Below are 26,414 nucleotides of genomic sequence, written 5' to 3' on the forward strand. Positions count from 1 at the left end.
TTCCTTTGTGTCATCTGCCGCAAACCATTGCGGGAGCCGTCTGAGGCGCTTGCGCGTGCACAGACGGCGGTGGGCTTATAGAAAATTAGATGCGGCGGCGCTTTTGAGGGCGGCAGCCATTGTGGGGTACCGGCGTCACATCGGAGATCGACGTGATGCGGATGCCCAGTGCGCCCAGAGCGCGCACCGACGACTCACGACCTGGGCCGGGACCCTTGATCTCAACGTCCAGGTTTTTGATGCCTTGGTCGATAGCAGCGCGGCCAGCCACTTCAGACGCCACCTGGGCGGCGAACGGTGTGGACTTGCGCGAGCCCTTGAAGCCCTGGCCACCCGACGAAGCCCATGACAGGGCGTTGCCCTGGCGATCGGTGATCGTGATGATGGTGTTGTTGAACGAAGCGTGCACGTGGGCAATGCCGTCCGAAACGTTCTTGCGGACCTTCTTGCGAACGCGCTGAGCTGCGTTATTGGCAGGAGACTTAGCCATGTTGATCTTTCAATCTCGTTATTTCTTCAGTGCAGCCGCACCCTTGCGCGGGCCCTTGCGGGTGCGAGCATTGGTACGCGTACGCTGACCACGCAACGGCAGACCGCGACGGTGGCGGAAACCGCGATAGCAACCGATGTCCATCAGGCGCTTGATGTTCATCGTGGTCTCACGGCGCAGGTCACCCTCGATGGTGAACTTTTCGATTTGCTCGCGAATTTTTTCCAGATCGCCGTCCGTCAGATCTTTGATCTTCTTGCTGTAGGCGATGCCAGTTGCTTCGCAAATCTTGCGAGCGCGGGTGCGACCGATGCCAAAAATGGCGGTCAGGCCTATTTCCGCATGCTTGTGCGGCGGGATGTTGATGCCAGCGATACGTGCCATATGCGTCCTCTAATACTTTCCAATCAACCTTGGCGCTGCTTGTGACGCAGGTCCGTGCAGATCACGCGCACCACACCCTTGCGGCGGATGATCTTGCAGTTGCGGCAGATTTTTTTGACCGAAGCCGAAACTCTCATTGCATTCTCCTAAAACTTTTCCATCTGTCCCGGCTGTTTGGCTCGGAACACAATCTTTAACCGCCACGCCAATGCGCGCCAACTAACCGCGATTCCATATGGGAGGCCAGCCAGTGTTCGCTGAACAGCCACTCTGGATCACATCAACCGCCCGCGCTGCCTTTGAAACTTGCCTTCTTGAGCAACGACTCATACTGCTGCGACATCATGTAGTTTTGAACCTGGGCCATGAAGTCCATGGTCACCACCACGATGATCAGCAGCGATGTGCCGCCAAAGTAAAACGGAACGTTGTACTTCAAGATCAGGAACTCGGGCAACAGGCACACGAATGTGATGTATACCGCACCGGCCAGCGTCAGACGAACCAGGATCTTGTCGATGTAGCGTGCCGTCTGCTCACCAGGACGAATCCCGGGAATGAATGCGCCGCTTTTCTTCAAGTTGTCCGCCGTCTCACGGCTGTTAAACACCAGCGCCGTGTAGAAAAAGCAAAAGAAGATGATCGCGGCGGCATAGAACATCACATAGATGGGCTGACCGGGGGTCAGTGCACCAGAGATGTCCTTCAGCCAGCGCATCGACTCTCCGGCGCTGAACCAGTTCACCACCGTTGCCGGCAGCAGGATGATCGACGACGCGAAGATCGGCGGAATGACCCCGGCCATGTTGAGCTTCAGGGGCAGGTGCGACGACTGGCCGCCATACACCTTGTTGCCGACCTGCCGCCGAGCATAGTTCACCAGAATCTTGCGCTGACCACGCTCCACGTACACCACGAAGTAGGTCACGAGACCAACCACCAGCACGATGAAGATGGCCGCCAGAATGCTCATCGCACCCGTACGCACCAACTCCAGCAATCCACCAATCGAGCTGGGCAGACCCGCCGCGATACCCGCAAAGATCAGGATCGAGATGCCGTTGCCAAGACCGCGTTCGGTAATCTGCTCACCCAACCACATCAGGAACATGGTGCCGGCAGTCAGGCTCACCACCGCAGTCATGCGGAAACCAAAACCAGGGCTGAGAACCAGGCCTGCAGAGCTTTCCAGAGCCACGGCGATCCCGAGCGACTGGAAGATGGCCAGCCCCAGCGTACCGTAGCGCGTGTACTGCGTGATTTTCCTGCGGCCCGCTTCGCCTTCCTTTTTCAACTGCTCGAACGTGGGTACCACGTAGGTCATCAACTGCATGATGATCGATGCCGAGATGTACGGCATGATCCCCAGAGCGAAGACCGTGAAGCGCGAAAGCGCACCACCCGAGAACATGTTGAACAGGTTCAGGATGCCGCCTTGCTGGCCATTGAACAACTGTTGCAGCTGGGCTGGATCGATACCAGGAACCGGGATATGCGCCCCGATGCGATACACGACCAGCGCAAGCAGCAAAAACACCAGCCGACGACGCAGGTCGCCGAACTTGCCGGTTTTTGCAATTTGAGCCGCGCTAGTAGCCACAGAGATATTCCTTCAGACCCACACTCAGGCGACGCTGCCGCCAGCGGCTTCGATCGCAGCCTTGGCACCGGCCGTCGCACCCACACCGGTCAACTTGACCGCTTTGGTGAGCGACCCGCTCTTGATGACCTTGACCACCTTGGCCAACTCGCCAACGAGGCCCGCCTGCTTGAGCGCGAGCACGTCCACTTCGGCCAGACCGAGCTGCTCCAGCGCCGAAAGCGTTACTTCGGCATTGAACTTGAGCAGGTGCGACTTGAAGCCACGCTTGGGCAGGCGACGTTGCAGGGGCATTTGGCCACCCTCAAAGCCTACCTTGTGGTAACCACCGGCACGCGACTTTTGACCCTTGTGACCACGGCCAGCGGTCTTGCCCAGGCCGGAGCCGATACCACGGCCTACGCGGCGCTTGGCATGCTTGGCGCCGTCTGCGGGCTTGATGCTATTGAGTTCCATGATCGATCTCTCAGAGGACTTTGACCAGATAGCTGATCTTGTTAATCATGCCGCGCACTTCGGGCGAGTCCTGCAGTTCGCTCACGCTGTTGAGCTTGCGCAGACCCAGGCCGCGTACGGTGGCGCGGTGCGATTCCTTGGTGCCAATCGGGCTGCGCACCAGTTGAATCTTGACGGTTTGTTGCGTTGTCATTTTCAGGCTCCGGTTCAGGCGAAGATGTCTTCGACCGTCTTGCCGCGCTTGGCCGCAACGCTCGAAGGCGTGGTCGAATTGACCAGGGCGTCGAAAGTGGCACGAACCATGTTGTAGGGATTGGACGAACCATGGCTTTTGGCCACGATGTCGGTCACGCCCAGCACTTCGAAGACAGCGCGCATGGGGCCGCCTGCGATGATGCCGGTACCCTTGGGAGCGGGAGCCATCATGACGACCGCGGCACCGTGGTGGCCCGTGACGTTATGGAAGATCGTGCCGTTCTTGAGCGACACCTTGACCATGTTACGACGGGCTTCTTCCATGGCCTTTTGCACGGCAGCAGGCACTTCCTTGGACTTGCCTTTGCCCATGCCGACGCGGCCATCACCATCACCAACCACCGTGAGCGCGGCAAAGCCGAGGATACGGCCACCCTTCACGACTTTGGTCACGCGGTTCACCGCGATCATTTTTTCGCGCAGACCGTCGTCTTGGCCTTCGCTCTGCACTTTGGGTTGAAATTTAGCCATTTTGTATTCCGCTCCGCTTAGAACTGCAGGCCGGCTTCACGGGCTGCGTCGGCCAGTGCCTTGACGCGACCGTGGTAGGCGAAACCTGCGCGATCAAATGCAACCTTTTCGATGCCGGCCGCCTTCGCTTTTTCAGCGATACGCTTGCCGATGATCTGGGCTGCAGCGGCGTTGCCACCCTTGCCCGAACCGCCCAGCGATTTGCGCACGTCGGCTTCTGCCGTGGACGCAGAGGCCAGCACCTTGCTGCCGTCGCCGGAGATGACACTGGCGTAGATATGGAGGTTCGTACGGTTCACCGTGAGACGCGCCACGCCTTGCTGTGCAATGCGGATACGGGTCTGACGCGAACGACGAAGACGCTGCTCTTTCTTGGTCAACATGTTGCAGCTCCTTATTTCTTCTTGGTCTCTTTGATCGTGATCTTTTCGTCCGCATAACGGATGCCCTTGCCCTTGTAGGGCTCAGGAGGACGAACAGCACGGATCTCAGCGGCGATCTGGCCGACGCGCTGACGGTCAGCACCCTTGACCACCACTTCGGTGGGTGTGGGCGTTGCGACCGTGATGCCGGCGGGCATTTCGATGTTGACCGGGTGCGAATAGCCAACCGCCAGGTTCAGCTTGGAGCCAGACGCTGCCGCCTTGTAACCCACGCCCACCAGGCTGAGCTTCTTTTCAAAGCCCTTGCTCACACCGACCACCATGTTGTTGACCAACTGGCGAAGTGTGCCGCTCATAGCGTTTGCTTCGCGGGAATCGTTGGCGGGCTCAAAGCTGAGCTTGCCGTTGTTCGAGGTCACTTTCACCAGCGCGTTTTGCGCGAGCGACAACGTGCCGCCAGAACCCTTGACGGAGATCTGGTCTTCTTTCACGGACACATCCACGCCAGCGGGGATGGTCACGGGCATTTTTCCTACTCGGGACATTTCAGTTTCTCCTCAATGCCGCGGGTTAGGCCACGTAGCACAGCACTTCACCACCAACACCGGTAGCGCGCGCCTTGCGATCCGTCATGACACCCTTGGGCGTCGTGACAATTGCCACGCCCAAACCGTTCATGACCTGTGGAATGGAATCACGGCCTTTGTAGACACGCAGGCCAGGGCGGCTGACGCGCTCGATGCGCTCAATCACGGGGCGGCCTGCGTAGTACTTCAGGGCAATTTCGAGTTCGGACTTGCCGGCTTCGGTCTTGACCTGGAAGCCGTCGATGTAACCTTCGTCCTTCAGCACCTGGGCGATGGCGACCTTCACTTTGGATGAAGGCACCAGAACCGTGGCCTTGGAGACCATCTGCGCATTACGGATGCGGGTCAGCAAGTCAGCGATGGGATCACTCATGCTCATGTTTAATCTCTCCTGCCTGCTTACCAGCTGGCTTTGGTGACACCGGGGATGTCGCCTGCAAAAGCCAGTTCGCGGATCTTGGCGCGAGCCAGACCGAATTGACGGAAGGTTCCACGTGGGCGACCGGTGATTTCGCAGCGGTTGCGCTGGCGCGTGGGGTTGGCGTTGCGGGGGAGCTTTTGCAGGCCCAGACGGGCTGCATCACGCTCTTCGTCGCTGCGCTTGGCATCGCCAGCAATGGCCTTCAGTTCCGCATACTTGGTTGCGTACTTGGCTGCCAGTTTTTCGCGCTTCAGTTCGCGCTGGATCAAAGCTACTTTAGCCATGCTTCGCCTCAGTTCTTGAACGGGAAACGGAAACCTGCCAGAAGCGCCTTGGCTTCTTCGTCGGTCTTGGCCGTTGTGGTGATGCTGATATTCAGGCCGCGCAGTGCGTCAACCTTGTCGTACTCGATCTCAGGGAAAATGATCTGTTCCTTGACACCGATGTTGTAGTTGCCGCGGCCATCGAAGGCCCGGCCAGAGATACCACGGAAGTCGCGCACGCGCGGCAGGGCCACGGTCACGAAACGGTCCAGGAACTCGTACATCTGCACACCGCGCAGGGTGACCATGCAACCAATGGCCTGGCCTTCGCGGATCTTGAAACCGGCGATCGCCTTCTTGGCCTTGGTCACCACGGGCTTTTGACCAGCGATCTTGGTCAGGTCGGCCACGGCGTTGTCCATCACCTTCTTGTCCGAGACTGCCTCGCTCACACCCATGTTGAGCGTGATCTTGGTCAGACGAGGAACCTGCATCGGCGAGGTGTAACCGAACTGCTTGGTGAGTTCGGGAGCGATCTTGTCGCGGAATACTTCTTGAAGTCGTGCCATGTTTACCCCTTAGGCCGCCTTGATTTCAGCGCCGCTGGACTTGAACACGCGAACGCGTGTGCCGTCTGCCTGCACCTTGATGCCCACACGGTCAGCCTTGCCGGTGGCCGCGTTGAAGATGGCCACGTTGGACTGGTGGATCGGCATGGACTTTTCCACGATGCCGCCGGTCGTACCCTTCATGGGATTTGGCTTGGTGTGCTTTTTGACCAGGTTGATGCCGTCGATGACGATGTAGGAGTCATCCTTGCGCAGCGACACCGTGCCGCGCTTGCCCTTGTCACGGCCGGTCAGCACGATGACTTCGTCGCCCTTGCGAATCTTGTTCATGGCGCGTCCTTAGAGAACTTCAGGAGCCAGGGACACGATCTTCATGAACTTTTCGGTACGCAGTTCACGCGTCACGGGTCCGAAGATGCGGGTGCCGATAGGCTCCAGCTTTGCATTGAGCAACACTGCCGCGTTGCCATCGAATTTGACGAGCGAGCCATCACCGCGGCGGATGCCCTTGGCGGTACGAACGACCACTGCGCTGTAGACCTCGCCTTTTTTGACGCGGCCACGCGGAGCGGCTTCTTTGATGCTCACCTTGATGATGTCGCCAACGCTTGCATAGCGACGCTTTGAGCCACCCAGCACTTTGATGCAAAGGACGGACTTGGCGCCGGTATTGTCGGCAACCTCTAACCGAGATTCTGTCTGGATCATTTCAATATTCCCAACTTGCACCAGAAGACCGCTGCCCCAGAGAAGCTCTCGGGGGCCGCACATCAGCCAGTCAGTCTTGGGCCCGTCGTCCGCGCTGCAAACCATTTGCAGCACTTCCCGTTGGGCAGAAACCTCACGCTTGAAGCGCGAAGCCCTCGATTATTGCAAAACGCGTTTGCCCTGTCAACCCAGGATCAGATTGGAGAGTGCAGGTACTGGGGCGCCAGCGCCAGAAAGTCTTGCAGCGCGGGGGATGTACCCAGCTCGTCAAGCAGGATGTCGGCCACCGCTGGGGCGACATCGATGGCCTGGCGGACATCCAGAAAGAGCATTCTGGACCTGCGGGCGAGCACGTCTTCCACGGTGCAGGCGTACTCGTGGCGGGCCGCAAAGCGCACCATGGCTTCGGTCAGTCCGCCCCCCAGCTGCCGGTTTGCACCTGCAAGGGCCTGCACGTGCGGAGCATCGCTGCCATACGAGTGCAAGCCCCGCGCGTCGCTGATGCGGTGCGTGGTGGCCACCCCTTTGGGCGCGCCGACGAGGAGCAGTGAATGGGTGACGCCAGCGTCTTTTTCGGGCAGCAGGCCGCGAGTGAAGCATTTTTGCAACACATCTTCGGCCATGGCGCGGTAGGTGGTCCATTTTCCGCCGGTGACGGTGACCAGCCCGCTGCGGCTTGCCAGCACCGTGTGCTCGCGGCTCAGGCCTTTGGTATGGTCACCATCGTCGTCCTGCGGCTTGACCAGCGGGCGCAGTCCGACCCAGATGCTTCGGATATCCTGCACGCCCGGCGCCCGGGTGAGGTAGCGCGCCGATTCCTCCAGGATGAAGCGCACCTCCTTGGCAAATGCAAGCGGCTCGCGCACGACGTCGTGGCGCGGGCTGTCGGTGGTGCCCACAATGAGCTTACCCAGCCATGGCACCACAAACAACACGCGGCCGTCCGCCGTCCTGGGCACCATCAGGGCGTGGTCGGACGGGAGAAAGTCCCTGTCGATCACGATGTGCACGCCCTGGCTGGGCGCCACCATGGGCTTGACCGGTCGGCCAATGGCCTGGCCGTCCATCTGGCGCAAACCATCTGCCCAGACGCCCGTGGCATTGACCACGGCGCGGGCGCGTACGGTGAATTCCTGGCCTTGCATCGCGTCGCGGCAGACGAAACCGGCGACCTTGCCCTGGTCATGCACCAGGGCGGTGGCAGGGCAATAGTTCACCACAAGGGCGCCCAGGCTGGCCGCCGTGCGCGCCAGGGCCAGTGCCAGGCGGGCGTCGTCGAACTGGCCGTCCCAGTACTTCACGCCGCCCCTGAGACCGGCAGGCTGGAGCGTGGGAAGGCATCGGAGTGTGCTGTCCTTGCCCAAAAACTCGGTTGAACCCAGCCCAGCCTTGCCGGCCAGGGCGTCGTACAACGTGAGCCCCATGCCGTAGAACGGGGTTTCCCAGAACCGGTAGGACGGCATGACAAATGGCAACGGCTGCGCCAGATGGGGCGCGTTGTGCAGCAGCGTGGCGCGCTCGTGCAGCGCCTCGCGCACCAGGGCAATGTTCCCCTGCGCCAGATACCGCACGCCGCCATGCACGAGCTTGGTGGCGCGCGACGACGTGCCCTTGGCGAAATCGTGGGAGTCCACCAGAACCACCGAAAAGCCACGTGCCGCCGCATCCACCGCCACGCCGAGGCCGGTGGCCCCGCCCCCGATCACCGCCAGATCGTACTGAACCGGCTGCGCAAGGCGGCTCAGCAAGTCGGCCCGGCGGGTGGGAAGGGGGGAAGGCGTGTCAGTCGTCATGGGCTGATCGTGGTTGCGGCTGCGTCTGAACGTCGCCTGTGAAGGACCGTGGTCCGTGTGCCCCGGCGATGCATGCAGCGGGCGCGCACCGGCCTGTTGCCTTCATGCAGGCCGACCCTCACAGGCCTGCTTCATTGGGCCTGTTCACACTATTTTTGTAAGATGACTTGCGATTCAAAAGGGCCAGACGCCAAATGTAGCTGGGGCGCGGTTTTCGCCTCGTTCGCACGGACAAAAATCGTGTGAACAGGCCCTCATCATTCTTTTTATGACCTACCTGCTCGCACTCGACCAAGGCACTTCCAGCTCGCGCAGCATCGTGTTCGATGAGCACGGCCACATCGTGGCGCAGGCGCAGCTGGAACTGCCGCAGATGTACCCCCAGCCCGGATGGGTGGAGCATGACCCGCAGGAGATCTGGCGCACCCAGCTGGCCACTGCGCGCGATGCGCTGGCCAAGGCTGGCCTGAGCGCGAGCAGCGTGCGCGCCGCGGGCATCACCAACCAGCGCGAAACCACGGTGCTGTGGAGCCGCAAGACTGGCCAGCCCGTGCACCATGCCATCGTGTGGCAAGACCGCCGCGCCGAGCCGGCCTGCGCCCGGCTGCGAAGTGAGGGCCACGCCGCCACCATCCAGGCCAAGACGGGCTTGCTGGTGGATGCCTATTTTTCGGCCACCAAGCTGCAGTGGCTGCTGGACCAGGTTCCCGGCGCGCGCGAAGCCGCCGAACGCGGCGAGCTGGCCTTTGGCACCGTGGACAGCTGGCTGATGTGGAAACTCACCCACGGCCAGGTGCATGCGACCGATGTGAGCAACGCCTCGCGCACCATGCTGTTCAATGTGCACACCAACCAGTGGGACGACGAACTGCTGGCGCTGTTGCGCATACCGCGCGCGCTGATGCCCGAGGTGCTGCCATCGGCCGCCCACTTTGGCGACACGGCGGCCGACCTGCTGGGCCATGCCATTCGCATTGGGGGCGCGGCCGGTGACCAGCAGAGCGCGCTGTTTGGCCAGGCGTGCTTTACGGCAGGCATGGCCAAGAACACCTATGGCACGGGCTGCTTCATGCTGATGCACACGGGCGGCACGTTCCAGACCAGTCAGAACGGCCTGCTTACCACCAGCGCAGCGCAGGCCTCTGCCACGCCCGAGTTCGCCATGGAAGGCAGTGTTTTTGTGGGTGGCGCGGTGGTGCAGTGGCTGCGCGACGGCCTGCGCGCCATCTCCACCAGCGGCGAGGTCGAGTCCCTGGCGCAAAGCGTGCCTGACTCCGGCGGCGTGATGATGGTGCCTGCCTTCACGGGCCTGGGCGCACCGTACTGGAAGCCCGACGCGCGCGGCACCATCACGGGCCTGACGCGCGGCACCACGCTGGGCCACATTGCCCGCGCTGCGCTGGAGAGTATCGCCTTCCAGAGCGCCGCCCTGCTGCTGGCCATGAGCCGCGACGCCGTGGCCGCTGCAGGCGCCCCGGTGCGCGAGCTGCGCGTGGACGGCGGTGCGTGTGTCAATGATTTGCTCATGCAGTTCCAGGCCGACCTGCTGGGCATTGCGGTGGTGCGCCCCGCCGTGATCGAAACCACCGCCCTGGGCGCGGCCTATCTGGCAGGGCTGTCCAGCGGCGTGTACCGCAGCACCGACGAGCTGTCCCGGCTGTGGCGGGCAGACCGCCGCTTTGAGCCCGCCCTGGGCCGCGACCGCGCACAGGCGCTGATGGCGAACTGGGAGCATGCGGTGCGGCAAACGGTCGCCGCATAGCGGCCAACCCCCTGAGGCGCTGCGCGCCTTCCCCCTTCTCTCGAATCGCTGACGCGACTCGGGAAGGGGGACGCAGCCCTCGCTGCGGGGCGGCCCTTGCTCGGCCGCTCTGGCCTTGCGCCGCGCCAGTGGCCGCCGTCGTGACGATGCGAACGGTTTCGGGTGCGTGGGCTCACCGACCCGCCCTCAAGGCGGGGCCAGGCCAAACCTGATCTCGCACCCTGGCCTGAGCACCTGTCCCCACTGGCGAACCAACGCGGATACCATCGCATTCCTGCATTGACCACCCTCCACTGATTGCCTGCACCATGAGCCAGACCACGTCCTCGCCCAGCCTTCCGACCATTGCGTTCATTGGCGGCGGCAATATGGCCAGCGTCATCATGGGGGGGCTGATCCGGCAGGGGCATGCGGCCAGCAACATCGAAGTGGTGGAGCCGTATGAGCCCACGCGCGCGGGGCTGCTGCACAGCTATGGCATCGCGGCCCAGGAATCGCCCACGGCCGCGCTGCAGCGCGCGCAGATCGTGGTGTGGGCGGTCAAGCCCCAGACCTTCAAGGACGCCGCTGCCGCCACCCGCGCCCACACGGAGGGCGCGCTGCACCTGAGCGTGGCGGCGGGCATTCGCTCGGACAGCATTGCAAAGTGGCTGGGCAGCGAGCGCATCGTGCGCTCCATGCCCAACACGCCTGCGCTGGTGGGCAAGGGCATGACCGCGCTGTATGCCCGCACGGCCGTCAGCGCCGCCGAACGCCAGAGCGTGCAAGCCATCATGGCGTCCACCGGGGAGTTTCTGTGGGTCGATGCGGAAAAGCAGCTCGATGCCGTGACGGCGCTGTCGGGTTCGGGCCCCGCCTACGTGTTCTATTTCCTCGAAGCCATGACCCGCGCCGGTGTGGGCATGGGCCTGAGCGAGCAGCAGGCGCACCAGTTGGCAGTGGGTACGTTTGTGGGCGCATCCGAACTGGCACGGCGCTCGGATGAGCCGCCCGCTGTGCTGCGCCAGCGGGTCACCTCCAAAGGCGGCACCACGTATGCGGCACTGACGTCGCTCGAGCGCGACGCGGTGGGCGAGGCCTTTGTGCGGGCGATGCAGGCGGCCGAACATCGGGCCCAGGAGCTGGGTGACGAGTTTGGGGCCTGATTTTAGGCACCGCCGCCCGGCAGAAAACGTTTTGTTGCTATTAATTTTGATAGCACAGCTCCCCCACCGCGCGCTGCTTGCGCGCTTTTGCTTATATGCATATCACGTCTTCGTGGTTACACCTCAACCGAGATCTCTCTAAACTCGTCCGGTAGTCTGTCGGACTTGGAAGTCGTCGGCTGCAAATCGACTGCAGCGGTCCATTTTTTCCGCCTTTTTGCCCCATAGCTCGGCGAAGGGGCTGCACATCAGGCAAAAACTGTCCTCGCTGGGGCCGATTTTCGCTTTCGACGCTCCAAGTCCGACAGGCTTTTAGGAGATCTTCCCGGACGAAGGCCGCCTGTCTTTACCGTTTGTCCTGCGATCCGAAACCGCCATGGCGCGCCGCACAGGTGGCCTGCCCTGGCTGGGTGATCTCTGTGCACTCGTCACTCCCGCTCATTGGTCCCAAGGCATCCACATGAACCTGAACAAACTCTCTTCTTTGGCCCCGCGTTGGCAGCCGTCCGGCCTGCGCCGCGCTGTGTGTGGCGCAGTGGCGCTGCTGGGCGTCGGCATGGCACTGGCCCAGACTCCCGCCCCGTTGTCCCAGCAGCAGGTCAAACTGCTGGCAGCGGCCTGCGCCAGCTGTCATGGCACGGACGGTAGCTTTGTGGGCCCCATTCCCGCCATTGCGGGGCGTCCGGCGGATGTGCTGTCCACGCAGTTGCTCAACTTCAAGCACCGCGCCCCCGCCGGGACCACGGTGATGGACCGCCTTGCCAAGGGCTATACCGACGAGGAACTGCGCGCTCTGGCCTCGCACTTCTCATCGATCCGCAAGTGAAGGGAGTCAACATGCACAAGAACAAAACGGTCATGGCCAACATCAGCACGCCCACCGCTTCCTCGCGCCGCCGGTTCCTGCACGGCCTGGGCGCGGCGTCCATGCTGCCGGTGCTGGCCGCCTGCTCTGCCCCAACCATCGGTCGCGCCTCTGCAGGCCGTGTGGTCGTGGTGGGTGGCGGCTTTGGCGGTGCCACGGCGGCCAAGTACATCAAACGCGCCAATCCTGCGGTGGATGTCGTGCTGGTCGAGCCCAACAAGCGGTTTCACACCTGCCCCATGTCCAACCTTGTCCTGGCGGGCGAGCGCACGCTGGACTCCATCTCGCACGGCTATGACGAACTGCAAGGCACCTACGGCGTGCGCGTGGTGCATGCCCGGGCGGAAGACGTGAACGCGACCGCACGCACGGTGCGCCTGTCCACGGGCGCGGTGCTGGAATATGACCGCCTGCTGCTGTCGCCCGGCATCGACTTCCGCTGGAACGCCATCGAGGGGTACGACGAGCGCGCCTCCGAACTGGCACCCCATGCCTGGCGTGCCGGGGCACAGACCACGTTGCTGCGCCGCCAGCTCGAAAGCATGGAGGACGGCGGGGTGTTTGTGCTGAGCGTGCCCGCAGACCCGTTCCGCTGCCCGCCCGGCCCCTACGAGCGGGCCAGCCTGATCGCCCATTACTTCAGCCGCCACAAGCCCCGCTCCAAGGTGCTGATCCTCGACGCCAAGGACAATTTTTCCAAGCAGGGGCTGTTTCAGGCGGCATGGAAGAAACTTTATGGCAACCGCGTTGAATGGGTCGGGCTGTCCAAGGATGGCCGCGTGGTGCGCGCGGACGCTGCGCGGCGCGAAGTGCAGACGGAATTCGGCACGCTGCACAAGGCAGCCGTGCTGAACGTGGTGCCACCCCAAAAAGCCGGTTTTATCGCCGATCGTGCTGGCGTGACCGACGCCTCGGGCTGGGTGCCGGTCCACCCCAACACGTTCGAGTCGCGCCTGCAAAAGAACATCTATGTGGTGGGCGATGCCACCGTCGCTGCGCCCATGCCCAAGTCAGGCTTCACGGCCAACACCCAGGCCAAGGTGGCTGCGGCCGCCATCGTGGCGTCGCTGGATGGCAGCACACCCGCGCAGGCCATCTGGGTCAACACCTGCTACAGCCTGGCCTCGCCCGACTATGGCGTCACGGTGGCAGGCGTCTTCCGGGTCGAGAACGACAAGATCATCAGCGTGCCCAATTCCGGCGGTCTGAGCAGCGCCAATGCCGACGACAGCATCCGCCGCACCGAAGCCGCGTATGCACACGGCTGGTACCAGGCGATCAGCCAGGACACCTGGGGCACACCTCGACCGGCGTGATGCCGTCATGATCGACTGGAACGCACTCTCGGGAGAGCAGCGCGAAACCTGGGTGCTGGGGGCCACCGCCGCGCTGGGCCTGGCCTACGGCGTGCTGGCGCAAGGCAGCCGTTTGTGTTTTCTGCGTGCGGTGCAGGCTGTGCTTGCGCGCACGTCGATGGCCCCGCTGCGCCTGTTTGCCGTGGCCATGGCCACCGCGCTGGTGGGCAGCCAGTGGTTGTCTGTGGCCGCCGACGTGGACTTGCGGCAGTCGCTGTACGCGCAAAGCCGGCTGTCGCCGGTGCTGGTGGTGCTGGGCGGGCTGCTGTTTGGCTACGGCATGACGCTGGCCAATGCCTGCGGGGCGCGCAGCCTGGTGCTGCTGGGCAGCGGCAACCTGCGATCGCTGGTGACGCTGCTGTGCCTGGCGGTGGGGGCGTCTGCCACGCTGTCTGGCGTGCTGGCCCCGCTGCGCATTCGCGTGACCGAAGCCACCCAGACCTCGCTGACGGCCACCACCGTGCCTGATGTGATCGCCCTGCTGACCCCCCTGTCCGGCGCAGCCGCCCGGTGGGCCTGCGTGGTGGCGCTGGTGGCGGTCTTGCTGACCTGGGCGTTCACGCGCCAACCCACGGTGGCCGAGCCTGCATCAGCGCGCCGCCCCCAATGGCGCGCGCTGCTGCCGGGGGTGCTGATCGGTCTGCTGGTGCCCCTGGGCTGGTGGATCACCGGTCGCCTGGGGGCCGATGATTTCGAGCCGGTGCCGCTGGGCTCACTGACCTTTGTGGCCCCGGTGGCACAAAGCCTGCAATACCTGCAGTTGTCCACCGGCATCGCGCTCGGTCACGGGGTACTGCTGTGCGCTGGTGTGCTGGTGGGTGCATGGGCCAGCGCGCTGCTGCGCCGCGAGTTTCAATGGCAGGGCTTCACCAGTGCCGCGCAGACGGGCCGCTCGATGGCGGGCGGCCTGCTCATGGGCGTGGGCGGCGTGCTGGCCCTGGGCTGCACCATCGGGCAGGGATTGACCGGGTGGTCAACCCTGGCCCTGAGCACCTACCCCGCGCTGGCGGGCATCGTGGCGGGTGCATGGCTTGCCGGACGCTCTGGCCCCCATCAAGGACAATGACGCGATGCAACGAAGAAACTGCCTCTGGACCCTGGGCGCACTGCTGGCCACCGGCACCGCCAGCGCGCAAGACGCCACCGCCACCACCTTTGCACCCGCCCAGCAGCTGCTGCGTGGCCGCACGGTGCAGGCGGCGGGGCTGGAGCTGGATGTTCCGGCGCTGTCAGAAAACGGCGGGGCCGTGCCGCTGGCCGTGGCTTTTCGCGGCGCGCCGCCTGCGGGCGAGACCGTGGTGGCCATCCACCTGCTGGCCACGCGCAACCCCAACCCCGGCCTGCTGAGCTTCGAGCTGCCCGGGGACCGGGTGCTGCCCGACTTTGCAACCCGCGTGCGCCTGGCCGAGAGCCAGACCGTGATCGCCATAGCGCTGGGCAGCAAGAACAGCGCCTGGGTTGCGCAGCGCAAGGTGCAGGTCACCGTCAGCGGCTGCCTGGGCGGCGGGGAGGCAGCGCCAAACGAGGGCCTGCGCGCGCCCCGCATCGCGCTGGCACGCCCGACCAAGGCGGGCGGCCCCATCGAGGTGAAAGCCCTGGTACAGCACCCCATGGAAACCGGCCTGCGCCCCGGCACCGACGGCAAGCTGCTGGCGCAGAACCTGGTGCGCGACTTCACCCTCCGCCTGGGCGAACGCCCGGTACTCACGGCACGCTTTCAGACGGGCACCTCTGAAAACCCGTACCTGCGATTCCTGCTGCAGCACCCCTCTGCGGCAGGCCCCGCCGTCTTTACCTGGACCGACCAGACCGGCCGCACGCTGCGCGAGGAGCGCGCCCTGCCGGTTTGAGGGTTAAATTACCCCATCGCGCACGCCGCACGGGCATTGTTAGCTATTACTTTAGTAGCAAGTCTCGCACACCATAGCTACCGGCAATGCCCGCAAACACCGTGGCACCCAGCCAGTGGTTGACGCGAAAAGCCTTGAAGCACCCCTCGCGCGTGCGGGTGCGGATCAGCGTGTAGTGCCACACCGCCTGGGCCAGGGCGGCGGCAATTGCTATATAAAAAATAGCGTTCAGGGCATACGCATCAAGCGCGACCGCCCATATTCCCAAGAAAAGCAGATAGAACAGCACGATACCGGCGACATCGAACCGCCCCAGGGTGATGGCGGAGGTCTTGATGCCGATCTTGAGGTCGTCATCGCGGTCCACCATGGCGTATTCGGTGTCGTAGGCCAGCACCCAGAACAGGTTGCCCAGCCACATCCACCATGCCACGGCAGGCACGCTGCCCTGCACGGCCGCAAAGGCAATCACGATGCCAAAGTTGAACGCAATGCCCAGCACTGCCTGCGGCATCGCGAGGACCCGCTTGGTGAACGGATAGGCAATGGCCACCAGCACGGCAGGCACCGACCACGCCACGGCGGCGGCGTTGGTGGTGAGCACCAGGCCAAACGACACCAGCGCCAGCACCGCCCCCAGGGCCAGGGCCGCTTTCACGCGTACGGCCCCGGTGGTGACCGGGCGCTGCGCGGTGCGCTTGACGTGCTTGTCGAAGTCGCGGTCGGCCACGTCATTCACACAGCAACCGGCGCTGCGCATGAAAATGGTGCCCAGCACAAACACCATCAGCAGGTGCCAGCCCGGGAACCCGTCGGCCGCGATCCACAGCGCGCTCAGGGTGGGCCACAGGCACACCAGCCAACCGGCGGGACGGTCCCAGCGGATGAGGTCAAGGTACAGCGCCAGAGCGCTGCGTGGCGGGGCGGTCTGCATGCGGGCGGTGGGAGGCAGAAAGGGTGATGACGGCGCGGGCCACTGGGCGGATCGCCGTCGGGGACGACCAGTCCAGCGAAACTGCCTACTCCTCGAGCAAGGACCGCAGCATCCATGCCGTCTGCTCATGGACGGTCAGGCGTTGCGTGAGCAGGTCGGCCGTCGGCTCGTCATGGGCCTTGTCGGCCAGGGGGAACAGGCTGCGGGCCGTGCGCGCCACGGCCTCATGCCCCTGAACCAGCACCCGCACCATCTCCAGCGCCTTGGGGGGCCTGGACGGGGCGTCGGGCACCGTGGCCAGCTTGCCAAACTCGGCATACGAGCCGGGCGCCACATGGCCCAGCGATCGGATGCGCTCGGCAATCGGGTCCACCGCGTTCCACAGCTCGGTGTACTGCGCCATGAACATGGTGTGCAGCGTGTTGAACATCGGGCCGGTGACGTTCCAGTGAAAGTTGTGCGTGGTCAGGTACAGCGTGTAGGTGTCGGCCAGCAGGCGCGAGAGGCCCTGGGCGATGGCGGCACGGTCCTTGTCGCCGATGCCGATGTTGATGACAGGTGCGGACGGGGTTTTGGAGGCTTTGGCCATGCAGAAAATCCTTCATTCAAACGACAGGTTCAATCCGCGGCGACGCCGGGGGTGTCTGGCGCGCTCGGGCGTGGGGTCACTGTAGCGCAAGCCCCGCGTGCGTTTCTGCCCTGCGACCACGGCAGGCCACGACGCGCCAGCAGCGCCGCCAAAGGGCCCCGCAAGAGCGCAGCAAGGCTCACGAAAGCCGCGTCACGCCCGGCAACTCGCACGCATAGACAGCGTTGCGCAAGGCTGCAATCGCCTCGTACCGCGTGAAGCTGCGCCGCCACGCCAGCACCACGCGGCGCGTGGGCGGCGCGCTGCCATCGGCTTCCTCCACCGGCAGATAGCGGATGTGGGATTCGTCGCTTTTGCGGCGGCGCACCCCTTTTTGGAGCGCATCGCGCGGCACCGAGAGCCGGGGCACCAGCGTGACCCCCATGCCTGCCGCCACCATGTGCTTGATGGTTTCCAGCGACGAGCCTTCAAAGGACTTGCGGATGCCTTCGGCATTGCTGGAAAAGCGCGCGAACTCAGGGCAAACCTCCAGCACATGGTCGCGAAAGCAGTGCCCCGCGCCCAGCAGCAGCATGGTCTCGCTCTTGAGGTCGGCCGCCGTGACCGATTCGCGCGCCGCCAGCGGGTGCGTGCTGGGCACCGCGGCCATGAACGGCTCGTCATAGAGCGGGGCGATGGCCAGCCCCGTGTCTGGAAAGGGCTCGGCCAGGATGGCGCAATCGATTTCGCCGGTGCGCAGCATCTCCAGCAGCTTGACCGTGAAGTTCTCTTGCAGCATCAGCAGCATTTGCGGGTTGTGCGCAATGGAGTGCCGCACCAGCTCGGGCAGCAGGTAGGGGCCGATGGTGTAGATCACGCCCAGGGTGACCGGACCGGCCAGCGGATCTTTGCCGCGCTTGGCGATTTCCTTGATGGCAGCGGCCTGCTCGAGCACGCTTTGCGCCTGGCGCACGATTTCCTCGCCCAGGGGCGTCACGGTCACCTCACCCGCGCTGCGCTCAAAAAGCTTCACGTCCAGCTCTTCTTCCAGCTTTTTGATGGCCACCGACAGCGTGGGCTGCGACACATAGCAGGCGTCGGCCGCACGGCCGAAGTGCTTTTCGCGGGCGACTGCGACGATGTACTTGAGTTCAGTCAGGGTCATGTTCAGGCCTTGAGAAAGTCTGATTTTCCCCCCAGCCATCGGGCCACATGCTGCTCGGCCAGCCCCGGGTGCTGCTCCAGCATCACCGGAGCCAGCGCGCGTGCCCATTCCAGCAGGTGGGTGTCGGTGGCCAGGTCGGCAAAGCGCAGCAGCGCATCGCCCGACTGCCGCGCGCCCAGAAATTCGCCAGGCCCACGAATCTCCAGGTCGCGCCGGGCGATCTCAAAGCCATCGGTGGTTTCGGCCATGGCGCGCAGGCGCTCCTTGGCGGTTTCGCCCACGCGGCCGCTGTCGTTGGTGGCGTACAGCAGCACGCAGGCCGATGCCGCAGCGCCCCGCCCCACCCGGCCGCGCAGCTGGTGCAACTGCGAAAGGCCAAAGCGCTCGGCATGCTCGATGACCATGAGCGAGGCATTGGGCACATCCACGCCCACCTCAATCACGGTGGTGCTGACCAGCACGCCCATCTGCCCGCTGGTGAACAGCGCCATCACCGCCTTCTTCTCGGCGCTGGGCATGCGCGAATGCAGCAGGCCCACCATCACGCCGGGCAAGGCCTCGCTCAGCTCGGCATGGGTGGCCGTGGCATTGCTCAGGTCCAGCGCCTCGCTCTCCTCGATCAGCGGGCACACCCAGTACACCTGCCGCCCGGCGGCCACCTGGGCCCCGATGCGCTCGATCACCGCATCCTTGCGGCTGTCGGCAATCAGCTTGGTGACGATGGGCGTGCGGCCGGGGGGCAGCTCGTCGATGACCGACACATCCAGGTCCGCGTAGTAGCTCATGGCCAGCGTGCGCGGGATGGGCGTGGCGCTCATCATCAGCATGTGCGGTTCCATGGGGGCCAGCTTCTTGCGCAATGCCAGCCGCTGCGCCACGCCAAAGCGGTGCTGCTCGTCGATGATGGCCAGCGCCAGGTTCTTGAACTGCACCTGCTCCTGGATGACGGCATGGGTGCCCACCACCAGCGCCGCCTCGCCGCTGGCCACCAGCGCCAGCATGGCGGCGCGGTCTTTCTTCTTTTGCCCGCCCACCAGCCACGCCACCTTGCGGCCCCGCTGCGCCAGCAGGGGCTCCAGCCAGCCGATCATCTTGGCAAAGTGCTGCTCGGCCAGGATTTCGGTGGGCGCCATCAGCGCGCACTGCCAGCCCGCATCCATGGCCAGGCAGGCCGCCAGGGCCGACACCACCGTCTTGCCCGAACCCACATCGCCCTGCAGCAGGCGGTGCATGGGCACCGGGCGGGCCAGATCGTCAGCGATTTCCTGGCCCACCCGGCGTTGCGCGGCGGTCAGGTCAAATGGAAGCGCCGCCAGGAGCTGCTCGTGCAGCGGCAACGTCCCATCGGCAGGCCTTGGCGGGGCCAGCACCGGCGCCCGCAGCCTGTCGCGCTCGCGACGCGACTGTTGCTGCGACAACTGCTGGGCCAGCAGCTCCTCGGCCTTCAGACGCTGCCAGGCGGGGTGACTGTGGTCCTCCAGGGTCGAGAGCGCGACATCAGGCGTTGGATGGTGCAAAAAAGTGAGCGCCTCACGCAGGCTGAACAAGCGCAGGGCACTGTTTTGATACAAAATTTTCAGCGGTGGCTCGACCCCAGGGGGCAGCGTGTCCGACAGGTCCGCCCGGCTGAGCGCGCCCACCACTGCACGCCGCAGGTAGGCCTGCGGCAACCCTGCCGTGGTCGGGTAGACCGGGGTGAGCGCAACGGGCAGCTCGCCGCCCGCGACACGAAAGGCCGGATGCAGCATCTGCCGCCCCCAGAAGCCGCCCTTGACTTCGCCCCGGATGCGCAGGCGGCTGCCTACCCCCAGCGTTTTCTGGTGCGAAGGGTAAAAGCTGAAAAACCGCAGCTCACAGGTTCCGCTGCCGTCATCCACCTGCACCAGCAGCTGGCGGCGCGGGCGCAGCTGCACCTCGCAGGCGGTCACGGTGGCTTCAATCTGCACGATCTGCCCATCGCGCGCGCTGGCCAGCGGCGTGATGCGGGTTTCGTCCTCGTAGCGCAGCGGCAAGTGCAGCGCCAGGTCGATATCGCGCCGCAACCCCAGTTTGCGCAGGGCCTGCTGCGCCACCGTGCCGGGGCCAGGTGCGGCCGCAGACGCTGCGCGCTTGCGCGCGCCGACAGGGGCGACCAGGGGAGAACGCGGCGAGTTCGAGGCGGGGGGCATGCGGCGATGAGAAATTTAGGCGGCGCCCACAAGCGAACCGCGTCCAAAAAGGCTACCATGGTTACCATTGCTAACTGTCTTTGCGATCTGCGTGGGTCATTCGGCAGACGGCGTCTTACACCATGCTCAAGCGTATCGATACCAAAGACCTGACTCTGGGGATGTACCTCCACGAATTCTGTGGTTCGTGGATGGATCATCCGTTCTGGCGGGTCAAGTTCCTGCTGAAAGACCCGGCTGACCTTGCGCGCATCCACGCGACGGCCATCCGCGAGTGCTGGATCGACACGTCCAAGGGCCTGGATGTTGCAGTCGGAACCGCGCCGATATCCCAAGAGCAATTCGTTCCTCAGATCGACACCGATTTCGGTCAGCCGGAAAATCTGTCCATCGCCAACGTCACGATTGCGCCCCGACCGCCTCCCCCATCGGCGCGCAACCTGGCCCCAACGGACATGCACACCGAACTGCGCCAGGCCGCAGCCATCTGCAACAAGTCCAAGGACGCCGTGGTCTCCATGTTCAGCGAGGCCCGCATGGGTCGCGCAGTGGATGCCGACGGGGCGCAAAACCTGGTGGCCGAAATCTCCGATTCCGTCACCCGCAACCCTGGCGCACTGATCAGCCTGGCGCGTCTGAAAACAGCAGACGACTACACCTTCATGCATTCGGTGGCGGTGTGCGCGCTCATGGTGGCGCTGGCGCGGCAACTCAATCTCGATGATGAGCAAACCCGACTGGCAGGCATGGCCGGGCTGCTGCACGACATGGGCAAGGCGGCCATTCCGCTTGCCATCCTCAACAAGCCCGGCAAGCTGACCGACCACGAATTCGAGGTCATTCGCTCGCACCCGGTCGAGGGCTACCACATGCTGCGAGAGGGTGGCAACCTTCCCGAGGCGGTGCTCGATGCCTGCCTGCACCACCACGAAAAAATCGATGGATCGGGCTACCCCGACAAGCTCAGTGGCGACGCCATCAGCGAGATTGCGCGCATGGCGGCAATTTGTGACGTGTACGACGCCGTTACCTCCGACCGGCCCTACAAACGGGGCTGGGATCCGGCCGGCTCGCTGCAACGCATGGCTGAATGGACCAAGGATCACTTCGACTCCCGGCTGTTTCATGCGTTCGTCAAGAGCATTGGCATCTATCCCGTGGGTTCCCTGGTGCGGCTGGCGTCCGGGCATGTGGGTGTGGTGATCGAGCAATCGCCCGCGGCGCTGACCACCCCCATCGTCAAGGTGTTTTTCTCCACCAAATCGGGGCTGCGCATCGGGCCCGAGGTCATCAACCTGTCCGCACCCGACTGCCATGACAAGATCGTGGCCCGCGAGAACCCCGACCAATGGCGGTTTCCGGACCTCAACGAACTCTGGTCAGGCTTCAGCGAACGGCAATGGTGAACCCGGTGGCGACGGCGATGCACCCCGCGGGCATCGTCACCCTCACCCCCAACCCCGCGCTGGACCTGGCCACCACCACGGCGCAGGTCGCCCCCACCCACAAACTGCGCTGCGGGCCGGTGCAGCGGTTTCCGGGTGGCGGGGGGATCAACGTCGCACGTGTACTGCAACGGCTTGGGGCCGATGTGCAGGCATGGGCCCTGGCAGGCGGTGCCGCCGGTGCGCAAATCGCTGCCCTGCTGGCAGCGGAGGGCGTGGCCACGCGCATGCACCCCATTGCGGGCGACACCCGCGAAAACCTGTCGGTGGTGGAGACCTCCACCGGGCGGGAATTCCGCTTTGTGCTGCCCGGGCCGCAGGTGGACCCGGCCGAGTGGCATCGGCTGTGGACGGCCCTGCTCGAATACACTGCCGCTGCCCATCCAGGTGCCCCGCGCTGGTGGGTTGCCAGCGGCAGCCTGCCGCCGGGGCTGCCCGACACCACCTATGCCGACCTGGCCCACGCCGCCCGCCGCCACGGCGTACACCTGGCACTGGACACCTCCGGCCCGGCACTGGCAGCCGCGCTGCAGGCCGGGGTGGCACTGGTCAAGCCCAGCCTGCGCGAGCTGCGCGAACTGCTGCACGAGCCGCTGGCGGAGCCTGCCGACTGGCACCGGGCCGCACGGGCCCTGGTGCGCCAGGGGCAGGCCGACAGGGTGGCCCTGTCGCTTGGCGAGCAGGGCGCGCTGCTGGCCACGCGCGAAGGCAGCTGGCATGCCCCTGCGCTGCCAGCGACTGCAGAGCACGGCACTACCGGCGCGGGCGACTGCTTTCTGGCAGCGCTGGTGTGGTCGCTCGACCGGGGCGACGCACCGCCCGAAGCCCTGCGCTGGGGCATTGCCGCAGGCGCGGCGGCCCTGCAGTCGCCCGGCACATCGCTGGCGGCCACGGCCGATATGCGCCGACTGCTGATACAGGTCCCCGCGCCGGCCTCACTTTGACCCCACCACTGCGGCCACACGGTGGGCCACCGACGCGGCCGGGAAGGGTGGGCACCGCGGGTCATGGGACAATCAACTCGCTTTTTCATCCACTCACCCCCTTGGCACGGGCCTGTTCGGCCCTCAAGCACCATGACCCTCCTCCCATCGGGCGCTCCGGACGCCGACCGGGCGCACCCTGCCGCGCGCTCCTTCACCCTCAGCGATTTCGACTTCTCGCTGCCCCCCGAACTCATTGCCCAGCACCCCACCGCAGAGCGCAGCGCGTCGCGCCTGCTGGACGGCCGCGCCATGCAGCCCATGGACCGCATCTTCCGCGACCTGCCCGGTCTGCTGCGCGAAGGCGACCTGCTGATCTTCAACGACGCCCGCGTGGTGAAAGCGCGCATCTTTGGCGAAAAGGCCAGTGGCGGCAAGCTTGAGCTGCTGATCGAGCGCGTGCTGCCCGCCGAGGCCGGCAACCCCGCCAACGAAGTCGTGGCGCACATGAAGGTCAGCAAAAAACCCCTGCCCGGCAGCACGGTACACATGGCCGGGGGCCGCCATGCCGGCGGGTTTGATGCCACGCTGCTCTCGCGCTGGCCCCATGAGGACGGCCCGCTGTTCCGCTTTGCGCTGCACGGCCCGGCGGGCGAAACGCCGTGGGAGCTGATGGAGCGCCACGGCCACCTGCCGCTGCCGCCCTACATCGAGCGCCAGCAAAACAGCGACCACGACCCCGACGAAGCCGAGGACAGCGAGCGCTACCAGACCGTGTTTGCCAGCAAGCCCGGTGCCGTGGCCGCCCCCACCGCCGCGCTGCACTTTGACGAGGGCGTGCTGGCCACGCTGGCCGCGCGCGGCATCGAGCGCGCCAGCGTCACGCTGCATGTGGGCGCCGGCACCTTCCAGCCCGTCAAGACCGAAAACATCGCCGAGCACCAGATGCACAGCGAGTGGTACGAAGTGCCCCTGGCCACACTGGCCGCGCTGGAGCGCTGCCGCCAGCGCGGCGGCCGTGTGGTGGCGGTGGGCACCACCACCGTGCGCACGCTGGAGTCATGGGCCCAGTCGGGGCAAGCCACGGGCGATACCAACATCTTCATCACTCCGGGCTTTGACTTCAAGGTGGTCGATCTGCTCATCACCAACTTCCACCTACCCAAAAGCACGCTGATGATGCTGGTGAGCGCCTTTGCCGGTTATGCCCACATCATGGGCCTGTACCGCCACGCGATTGCGCAGCAGTACCGGTTTTTCAGCTATGGCGATGCGATGGTGCTGGGGCGTGCAAGCGCTAGTCAATCCATCGCCACCAGTGATGGATGGCTGGGCGGTGAAGGCTGATTCGACTTAAAAAGCGACCGCGTGCCCGTCCTTGCGGGGGTCGGAGCCTGCCACATAGTGACCGCCCTCGCGCAGCACCAGCTGCGCGCCGCCAAAGGCAAACACGCCATCGCCCGGCTCCACCGTCACCTCATGTCCGCGGGCGCGCAGCGCAGCGACCACGGCCGGGTCGAACGCGGGCTCCACCGCCACGCCCTTGCCACCGGTGATGCGCCAGCGCGGGGCATCGACCGCGGCTTGCGGATTCTGGCCATAGCGCAGCAAGCGCAGGGCCATCTGGGTGTGGCCCTGGCTTTGCATGGGGCCGCCCATCACGCCAAACGCCATCTGCGGCGTGCCGTCGGCATGCATGGCAAACGCCGGGATGATGGTGTGCGAGGGGCGCTTGCCCGGCGCCACCTGGTTGGCGTGACCCGGGATCAGGTTGAAGTTGTGGCCGCGGTTCTGCAGGCTGATGCCGGTACCCGGCACCACCACCCCTGAGCCAAACCCCATGTAGTTGGACTGGATGAACGAAACCATCATGCCTTGGCTATCTGCCGCCGCCAGGTACACCGTGCCGCCGGGGCGCGGCGTGCCGTGGCCGGGGTCGCCAGCGCGCGTGGGGTCGATCAGCGCCGCGCGGTTTTTCAGGTAATCGGCGTGGAGCAGCTCGGCCGGGGACACCCGCATGGCATCGATGTCGGCGTTGTACTGGTGCAGATCGGCAAAGGCGAGTTTCATGGCCTCGATGCTGGCATGCACCGTCTCCACGCTGTCTACCGGGTGCGCGCCAATGCCATGCGCGTCCAGCATGCCCAGCGCCATCAGCGCGGCAATGCCCTGGCCGTTGGGCGGAATCTCGTGAATGATCGAATCGCCAAAGCGCTGCTGGATGGTGCCCACCCAGTCGGCCCGGTGCGCAGCCAGGTCGGCAAGGGTCATGGCACCGCCATGGGCCTGTGCATGGGCCACCATGCGCTCGGCCAGATCGCCCCGGTAGAAGGCCTCGCCCTCGGTCTCGACAATCCGCTCCAGCGTGCGGGCGTGCGCCTCGCTGCGGAAGATCTCGCCCGCCTGCGGAGCCCGCCCGCGCGGCATAAAGCACTCGGCAAAGCCCGGCTGCGCGCCAAGCTTGGCAGCACCCAGCGCCCACTGCCGGGCAATGATGGGCGAGACGGGAAAGCCATGGCGCGCGTAGTCGATGGCAGGCTGCGCCAGTTGCGCCAACGGCAGTTGGCCCAGCCGCCTGGAAAGCGCCACCCAGGCCGATACAGCGCCCGGCACCGTGACGGTATTCCAGCCTCTCTCAGGGATGCCGCCGATCGCCTCGAAGTACTCCGGCGTCCACGCCGCAGGCGAGCGGCCCGAGGCGTTCAGGCCATGCAACTCCTGGCCATCCCACACGATGGCAAACGCGTCGCTGCCGATGCCGCAACCCGTGGGCTCGAGCACGGTGAGCGCCATCGCGGCGGCAATGGCCGCATCCACCGCATTACCCCCCGCCAGCAGCATGCGCAGCCCCGCCTGCGCAGCCAGTGGCTGCGAGGCAGACACCACGTTGCTTCCCATCACCGCGCTGCGCTGGGAGGCATAGGGAACAGACCAGTCAAGCGTTTTGGTGTTCATATCGGTGTGACTCCATGGCGGACGCTGGCAAGGCCCCAAAGGCCCGGGCGGATCAGTCCGCCTCGCGCCGCGAAACCGGGCTGGCGCAGTGCCAACCCCGCAAACATGCCGTCATGAAGCGGGAGCGCAAAGTCGGGCGTGACCATCTCAGCGCGGCACGCCATCACCGTGCTGTTCCCGGAATTGTCGCGCCTTGCCGAAATGCCCGTTACCCATGAACGGTACGGGCGGCCGCAGCGCCGATAACGGCGAGGGGTGGTTGGACATCAGCACCAGGTGCCCGCGATCAGCCGGGATGTGCACGCGCTTGGACTGGGCGTGCGAACCCCACAGCATGAACACCACCGGCCGCGGGCCTTCGGCCACATGGCGGATGACGGCGTCGGTGAGCTGCTCCCAACCCTTGCCCGCATGGCTGGCGGGCTGGCCCTCTTCCACCGTGAGGCCGGTGTTGAGCAACAGCATCCCGTTTTTGGCCCACTTCACCAGGCTGCCGCCGGGCTCGGGCCAGGCCGGCGGCGGGGTGCCCAGGTCACGCTGGATTTCTTTGAAGATGTTGCGCAGCGAGGGCGGCAGCGGCACCCCTGGCGCTACCGAAAACGCCAGCCCTTCGGCCTGACCGCGGCCGTGGTAAGGGTCTTGCCCCAGGATGACCACGCGCACTGCATCGGGTGGTGTGAGCTCCAGCGCCCGCAGCGGGCGTGGCGGAAAAATCACCGCCCCGGCATCCAGCCGCGCCTGCAGAAACGCCAGCAGCGCCTGGCCCCGGGTACCCGCCAGGAAATCATCCACCAGCGGCTGCCAGCCCGGTGCCACGGGCCAGCTGGCCGGGTCAGCGCTGACCAGCTGCGTGGCAGCGTCGGATGCGAAAACCATAGTCAAAATACCCGTTTACGCTT

30 protein-coding genes are annotated in these 26,414 nt (G+C 65.1%); 9 read left to right on the forward strand and 21 right to left on the reverse strand.

The window, feature by feature from the left end:
* Positions 1-85 precede the first annotated feature (85 nt).
* From rpsK to ACK543_RS02575, 15 genes are all read right to left on the reverse strand, one after another.
* Positions 86-490, reverse strand: coding sequence for a 30S ribosomal protein S11 (rpsK, locus tag ACK543_RS02505; RefSeq protein WP_005793662.1), 405 nt, complete (start codon positions 488-490; stop codon positions 86-88).
* Between the two features lie 18 nt (positions 491-508).
* On the reverse strand, positions 509-874 hold the full coding sequence (rpsM, locus tag ACK543_RS02510) for a 30S ribosomal protein S13 (protein WP_409941292.1): 366 nt from the start codon (positions 872-874) through the stop codon (positions 509-511).
* A 23-nt stretch (positions 875-897) separates the two neighbouring features.
* Positions 898-1,011 carry a 50S ribosomal protein L36 gene (gene rpmJ, locus ACK543_RS02515; RefSeq protein WP_005793651.1) on the reverse strand — a complete coding sequence of 38 codons (114 nt, stop codon included), beginning with the start codon at positions 1,009-1,011 and terminating at the stop codon, positions 898-900.
* Positions 1,012-1,154: 143 nt separating this feature from the next.
* Positions 1,155-2,474 (reverse strand): preprotein translocase subunit SecY, encoded by a 1,320-nt coding sequence (secY, locus tag ACK543_RS02520; protein ID WP_409941293.1) that lies wholly within the window; start codon positions 2,472-2,474, stop codon positions 1,155-1,157.
* A 24-nt stretch (positions 2,475-2,498) separates the two neighbouring features.
* Positions 2,499-2,930 carry a 50S ribosomal protein L15 gene (gene rplO / locus ACK543_RS02525; RefSeq protein WP_409941294.1) on the reverse strand — a complete coding sequence of 144 codons (432 nt, stop codon included), beginning with the start codon at positions 2,928-2,930 and terminating at the stop codon, positions 2,499-2,501.
* Between the two features lie 10 nt (positions 2,931-2,940).
* A complete protein-coding gene (rpmD, locus tag ACK543_RS02530; RefSeq protein ID WP_007861725.1) occupies positions 2,941-3,123 on the reverse strand; it encodes a 50S ribosomal protein L30 in 183 nt (60 codons plus the stop codon).
* Positions 3,124-3,137: 14 nt separating this feature from the next.
* Positions 3,138-3,656 (reverse strand): 30S ribosomal protein S5, encoded by a 519-nt coding sequence (gene rpsE / locus ACK543_RS02535; protein ID WP_409941295.1) that lies wholly within the window; start codon positions 3,654-3,656, stop codon positions 3,138-3,140.
* 17 nt (positions 3,657-3,673) lie between these two features.
* Positions 3,674-4,039, reverse strand: coding sequence for a 50S ribosomal protein L18 (gene rplR, locus ACK543_RS02540; RefSeq protein ID WP_409941296.1), 366 nt, complete (start codon positions 4,037-4,039; stop codon positions 3,674-3,676).
* Between the two features lie 11 nt (positions 4,040-4,050).
* Complete coding sequence (gene rplF / locus ACK543_RS02545; protein WP_409941297.1) at positions 4,051-4,584, reverse strand: 50S ribosomal protein L6; 534 nt, start codon at positions 4,582-4,584, stop codon at positions 4,051-4,053.
* Positions 4,585-4,609: 25 nt separating this feature from the next.
* Positions 4,610-5,005, reverse strand: a complete 396-nt coding sequence (gene rpsH, locus ACK543_RS02550) for a 30S ribosomal protein S8 (RefSeq protein ID WP_056420320.1) — start codon at positions 5,003-5,005, stop codon at positions 4,610-4,612.
* Positions 5,006-5,025: 20 nt separating this feature from the next.
* Positions 5,026-5,331 (reverse strand): 30S ribosomal protein S14, encoded by a 306-nt coding sequence (gene rpsN / locus ACK543_RS02555; protein WP_007861712.1) that lies wholly within the window; start codon positions 5,329-5,331, stop codon positions 5,026-5,028.
* 8 nt (positions 5,332-5,339) lie between these two features.
* Positions 5,340-5,879 carry a 50S ribosomal protein L5 gene (rplE, locus tag ACK543_RS02560; RefSeq protein ID WP_069103889.1) on the reverse strand — a complete coding sequence of 180 codons (540 nt, stop codon included), beginning with the start codon at positions 5,877-5,879 and terminating at the stop codon, positions 5,340-5,342.
* Positions 5,880-5,888: 9 nt separating this feature from the next.
* Entirely contained in the window at positions 5,889-6,209 is a 321-nt protein-coding gene (rplX, locus tag ACK543_RS02565; RefSeq protein WP_409941298.1) for a 50S ribosomal protein L24, read from the reverse strand.
* A gap of 9 nt (positions 6,210-6,218) precedes the next feature.
* A complete protein-coding gene (gene rplN, locus ACK543_RS02570; RefSeq protein ID WP_007861702.1) occupies positions 6,219-6,587 on the reverse strand; it encodes a 50S ribosomal protein L14 in 369 nt (122 codons plus the stop codon).
* Positions 6,588-6,781: 194 nt separating this feature from the next.
* On the reverse strand, positions 6,782-8,380 hold the full coding sequence (locus tag ACK543_RS02575; protein ID WP_409941299.1) for an FAD-dependent oxidoreductase: 1,599 nt from the start codon (positions 8,378-8,380) through the stop codon (positions 6,782-6,784).
* Between the two features lie 268 nt (positions 8,381-8,648).
* Here ACK543_RS02575 and glpK point away from each other — a divergent pair, with 268 nt between their 5' ends.
* The 6 genes from glpK to ACK543_RS02605 all read left to right on the forward strand — a co-directional run bounded on the left by glpK (position 8,649) and on the right by ACK543_RS02605 (position 15,357).
* Positions 8,649-10,142 carry a glycerol kinase GlpK gene (gene glpK / locus ACK543_RS02580; protein WP_409941300.1) on the forward strand — a complete coding sequence of 498 codons (1,494 nt, stop codon included), beginning with the start codon at positions 8,649-8,651 and terminating at the stop codon, positions 10,140-10,142.
* Positions 10,143-10,450: 308 nt separating this feature from the next.
* A complete protein-coding gene (gene proC, locus ACK543_RS02585) occupies positions 10,451-11,287 on the forward strand; it encodes a pyrroline-5-carboxylate reductase (RefSeq protein WP_409941301.1) in 837 nt (278 codons plus the stop codon).
* Positions 11,288-11,747: 460 nt separating this feature from the next.
* Positions 11,748-12,113, forward strand: coding sequence for a c-type cytochrome (locus ACK543_RS02590; RefSeq protein WP_409941302.1), 366 nt, complete (start codon positions 11,748-11,750; stop codon positions 12,111-12,113).
* An 11-nt stretch (positions 12,114-12,124) separates the two neighbouring features.
* The gene (locus ACK543_RS02595) at positions 12,125-13,468 is read left to right on the forward strand and encodes an FCSD flavin-binding domain-containing protein (RefSeq protein ID WP_409941303.1); all 1,344 of its coding nucleotides are present in this window, start codon (positions 12,125-12,127) and stop codon (positions 13,466-13,468) included.
* 7 nt (positions 13,469-13,475) lie between these two features.
* Entirely contained in the window at positions 13,476-14,573 is a 1,098-nt protein-coding gene (locus tag ACK543_RS02600; protein WP_409941304.1) for a YeeE/YedE family protein, read from the forward strand.
* Between the two features lie 4 nt (positions 14,574-14,577).
* Complete coding sequence (locus ACK543_RS02605; protein ID WP_409941305.1) at positions 14,578-15,357, forward strand: thiosulfate oxidation carrier protein SoxY; 780 nt, start codon at positions 14,578-14,580, stop codon at positions 15,355-15,357.
* 46 nt (positions 15,358-15,403) lie between these two features.
* On the opposite strand, the gene ubiA is transcribed toward ACK543_RS02605, so the two are convergent.
* The 4 genes from ubiA to recG all read right to left on the reverse strand — a co-directional run bounded on the left by ubiA (position 15,404) and on the right by recG (position 20,192).
* Complete coding sequence (gene ubiA, locus ACK543_RS02610; protein ID WP_409941306.1) at positions 15,404-16,291, reverse strand: 4-hydroxybenzoate octaprenyltransferase; 888 nt, start codon at positions 16,289-16,291, stop codon at positions 15,404-15,406.
* A gap of 85 nt (positions 16,292-16,376) precedes the next feature.
* Positions 16,377-16,880: a Dps family protein gene (locus ACK543_RS02615; protein WP_409941307.1), complete on the reverse strand. Its 504-nt coding sequence runs from the start codon at positions 16,878-16,880 to the stop codon at positions 16,377-16,379.
* Between the two features lie 178 nt (positions 16,881-17,058).
* Positions 17,059-18,024 carry a LysR substrate-binding domain-containing protein gene (locus ACK543_RS02620; RefSeq protein WP_409941308.1) on the reverse strand — a complete coding sequence of 322 codons (966 nt, stop codon included), beginning with the start codon at positions 18,022-18,024 and terminating at the stop codon, positions 17,059-17,061.
* 2 nt (positions 18,025-18,026) lie between these two features.
* Positions 18,027-20,192 carry an ATP-dependent DNA helicase RecG gene (gene recG / locus ACK543_RS02625; protein WP_409941309.1) on the reverse strand — a complete coding sequence of 722 codons (2,166 nt, stop codon included), beginning with the start codon at positions 20,190-20,192 and terminating at the stop codon, positions 18,027-18,029.
* A 122-nt stretch (positions 20,193-20,314) separates the two neighbouring features.
* Between recG and ACK543_RS02630 the strand changes: the two genes are divergently transcribed.
* The 3 genes from ACK543_RS02630 (at position 20,315) to queA (ending at position 23,907) form a co-directional block, all read left to right on the forward strand.
* On the forward strand, positions 20,315-21,598 hold the full coding sequence (locus ACK543_RS02630) for an HD-GYP domain-containing protein (RefSeq protein WP_409941310.1): 1,284 nt from the start codon (positions 20,315-20,317) through the stop codon (positions 21,596-21,598).
* Positions 21,592-22,581 carry a 1-phosphofructokinase family hexose kinase gene (locus ACK543_RS02635; RefSeq protein WP_409941311.1) on the forward strand — a complete coding sequence of 330 codons (990 nt, stop codon included), beginning with the start codon at positions 21,592-21,594 and terminating at the stop codon, positions 22,579-22,581. The genes ACK543_RS02630 and ACK543_RS02635 overlap by 7 nt, the downstream gene beginning before the upstream one ends.
* 132 nt (positions 22,582-22,713) lie before the next feature.
* Positions 22,714-23,907 (forward strand): tRNA preQ1(34) S-adenosylmethionine ribosyltransferase-isomerase QueA, encoded by a 1,194-nt coding sequence (queA, locus tag ACK543_RS02640; protein WP_409941312.1) that lies wholly within the window; start codon positions 22,714-22,716, stop codon positions 23,905-23,907.
* Between the two features lie 6 nt (positions 23,908-23,913).
* Here queA and ACK543_RS02645 read toward each other — a convergent pair whose 3' ends face one another.
* Both ACK543_RS02645 and ACK543_RS02650 read right to left on the reverse strand, forming a co-directional pair.
* Positions 23,914-25,515, reverse strand: a complete 1,602-nt coding sequence (locus ACK543_RS02645) for a gamma-glutamyltransferase family protein (protein ID WP_409941313.1) — start codon at positions 25,513-25,515, stop codon at positions 23,914-23,916.
* A gap of 147 nt (positions 25,516-25,662) precedes the next feature.
* The gene (locus ACK543_RS02650) at positions 25,663-26,391 is read right to left on the reverse strand and encodes a uracil-DNA glycosylase (RefSeq protein WP_409941314.1); all 729 of its coding nucleotides are present in this window, start codon (positions 26,389-26,391) and stop codon (positions 25,663-25,665) included.
* Positions 26,392-26,414: the final 23 nt, after the last annotated feature.

The organism is Acidovorax sp. (genome assembly GCF_046341535.1).
Classification (GTDB): Bacteria; Pseudomonadota; Gammaproteobacteria; order Burkholderiales; family Burkholderiaceae_C; genus Acidovorax.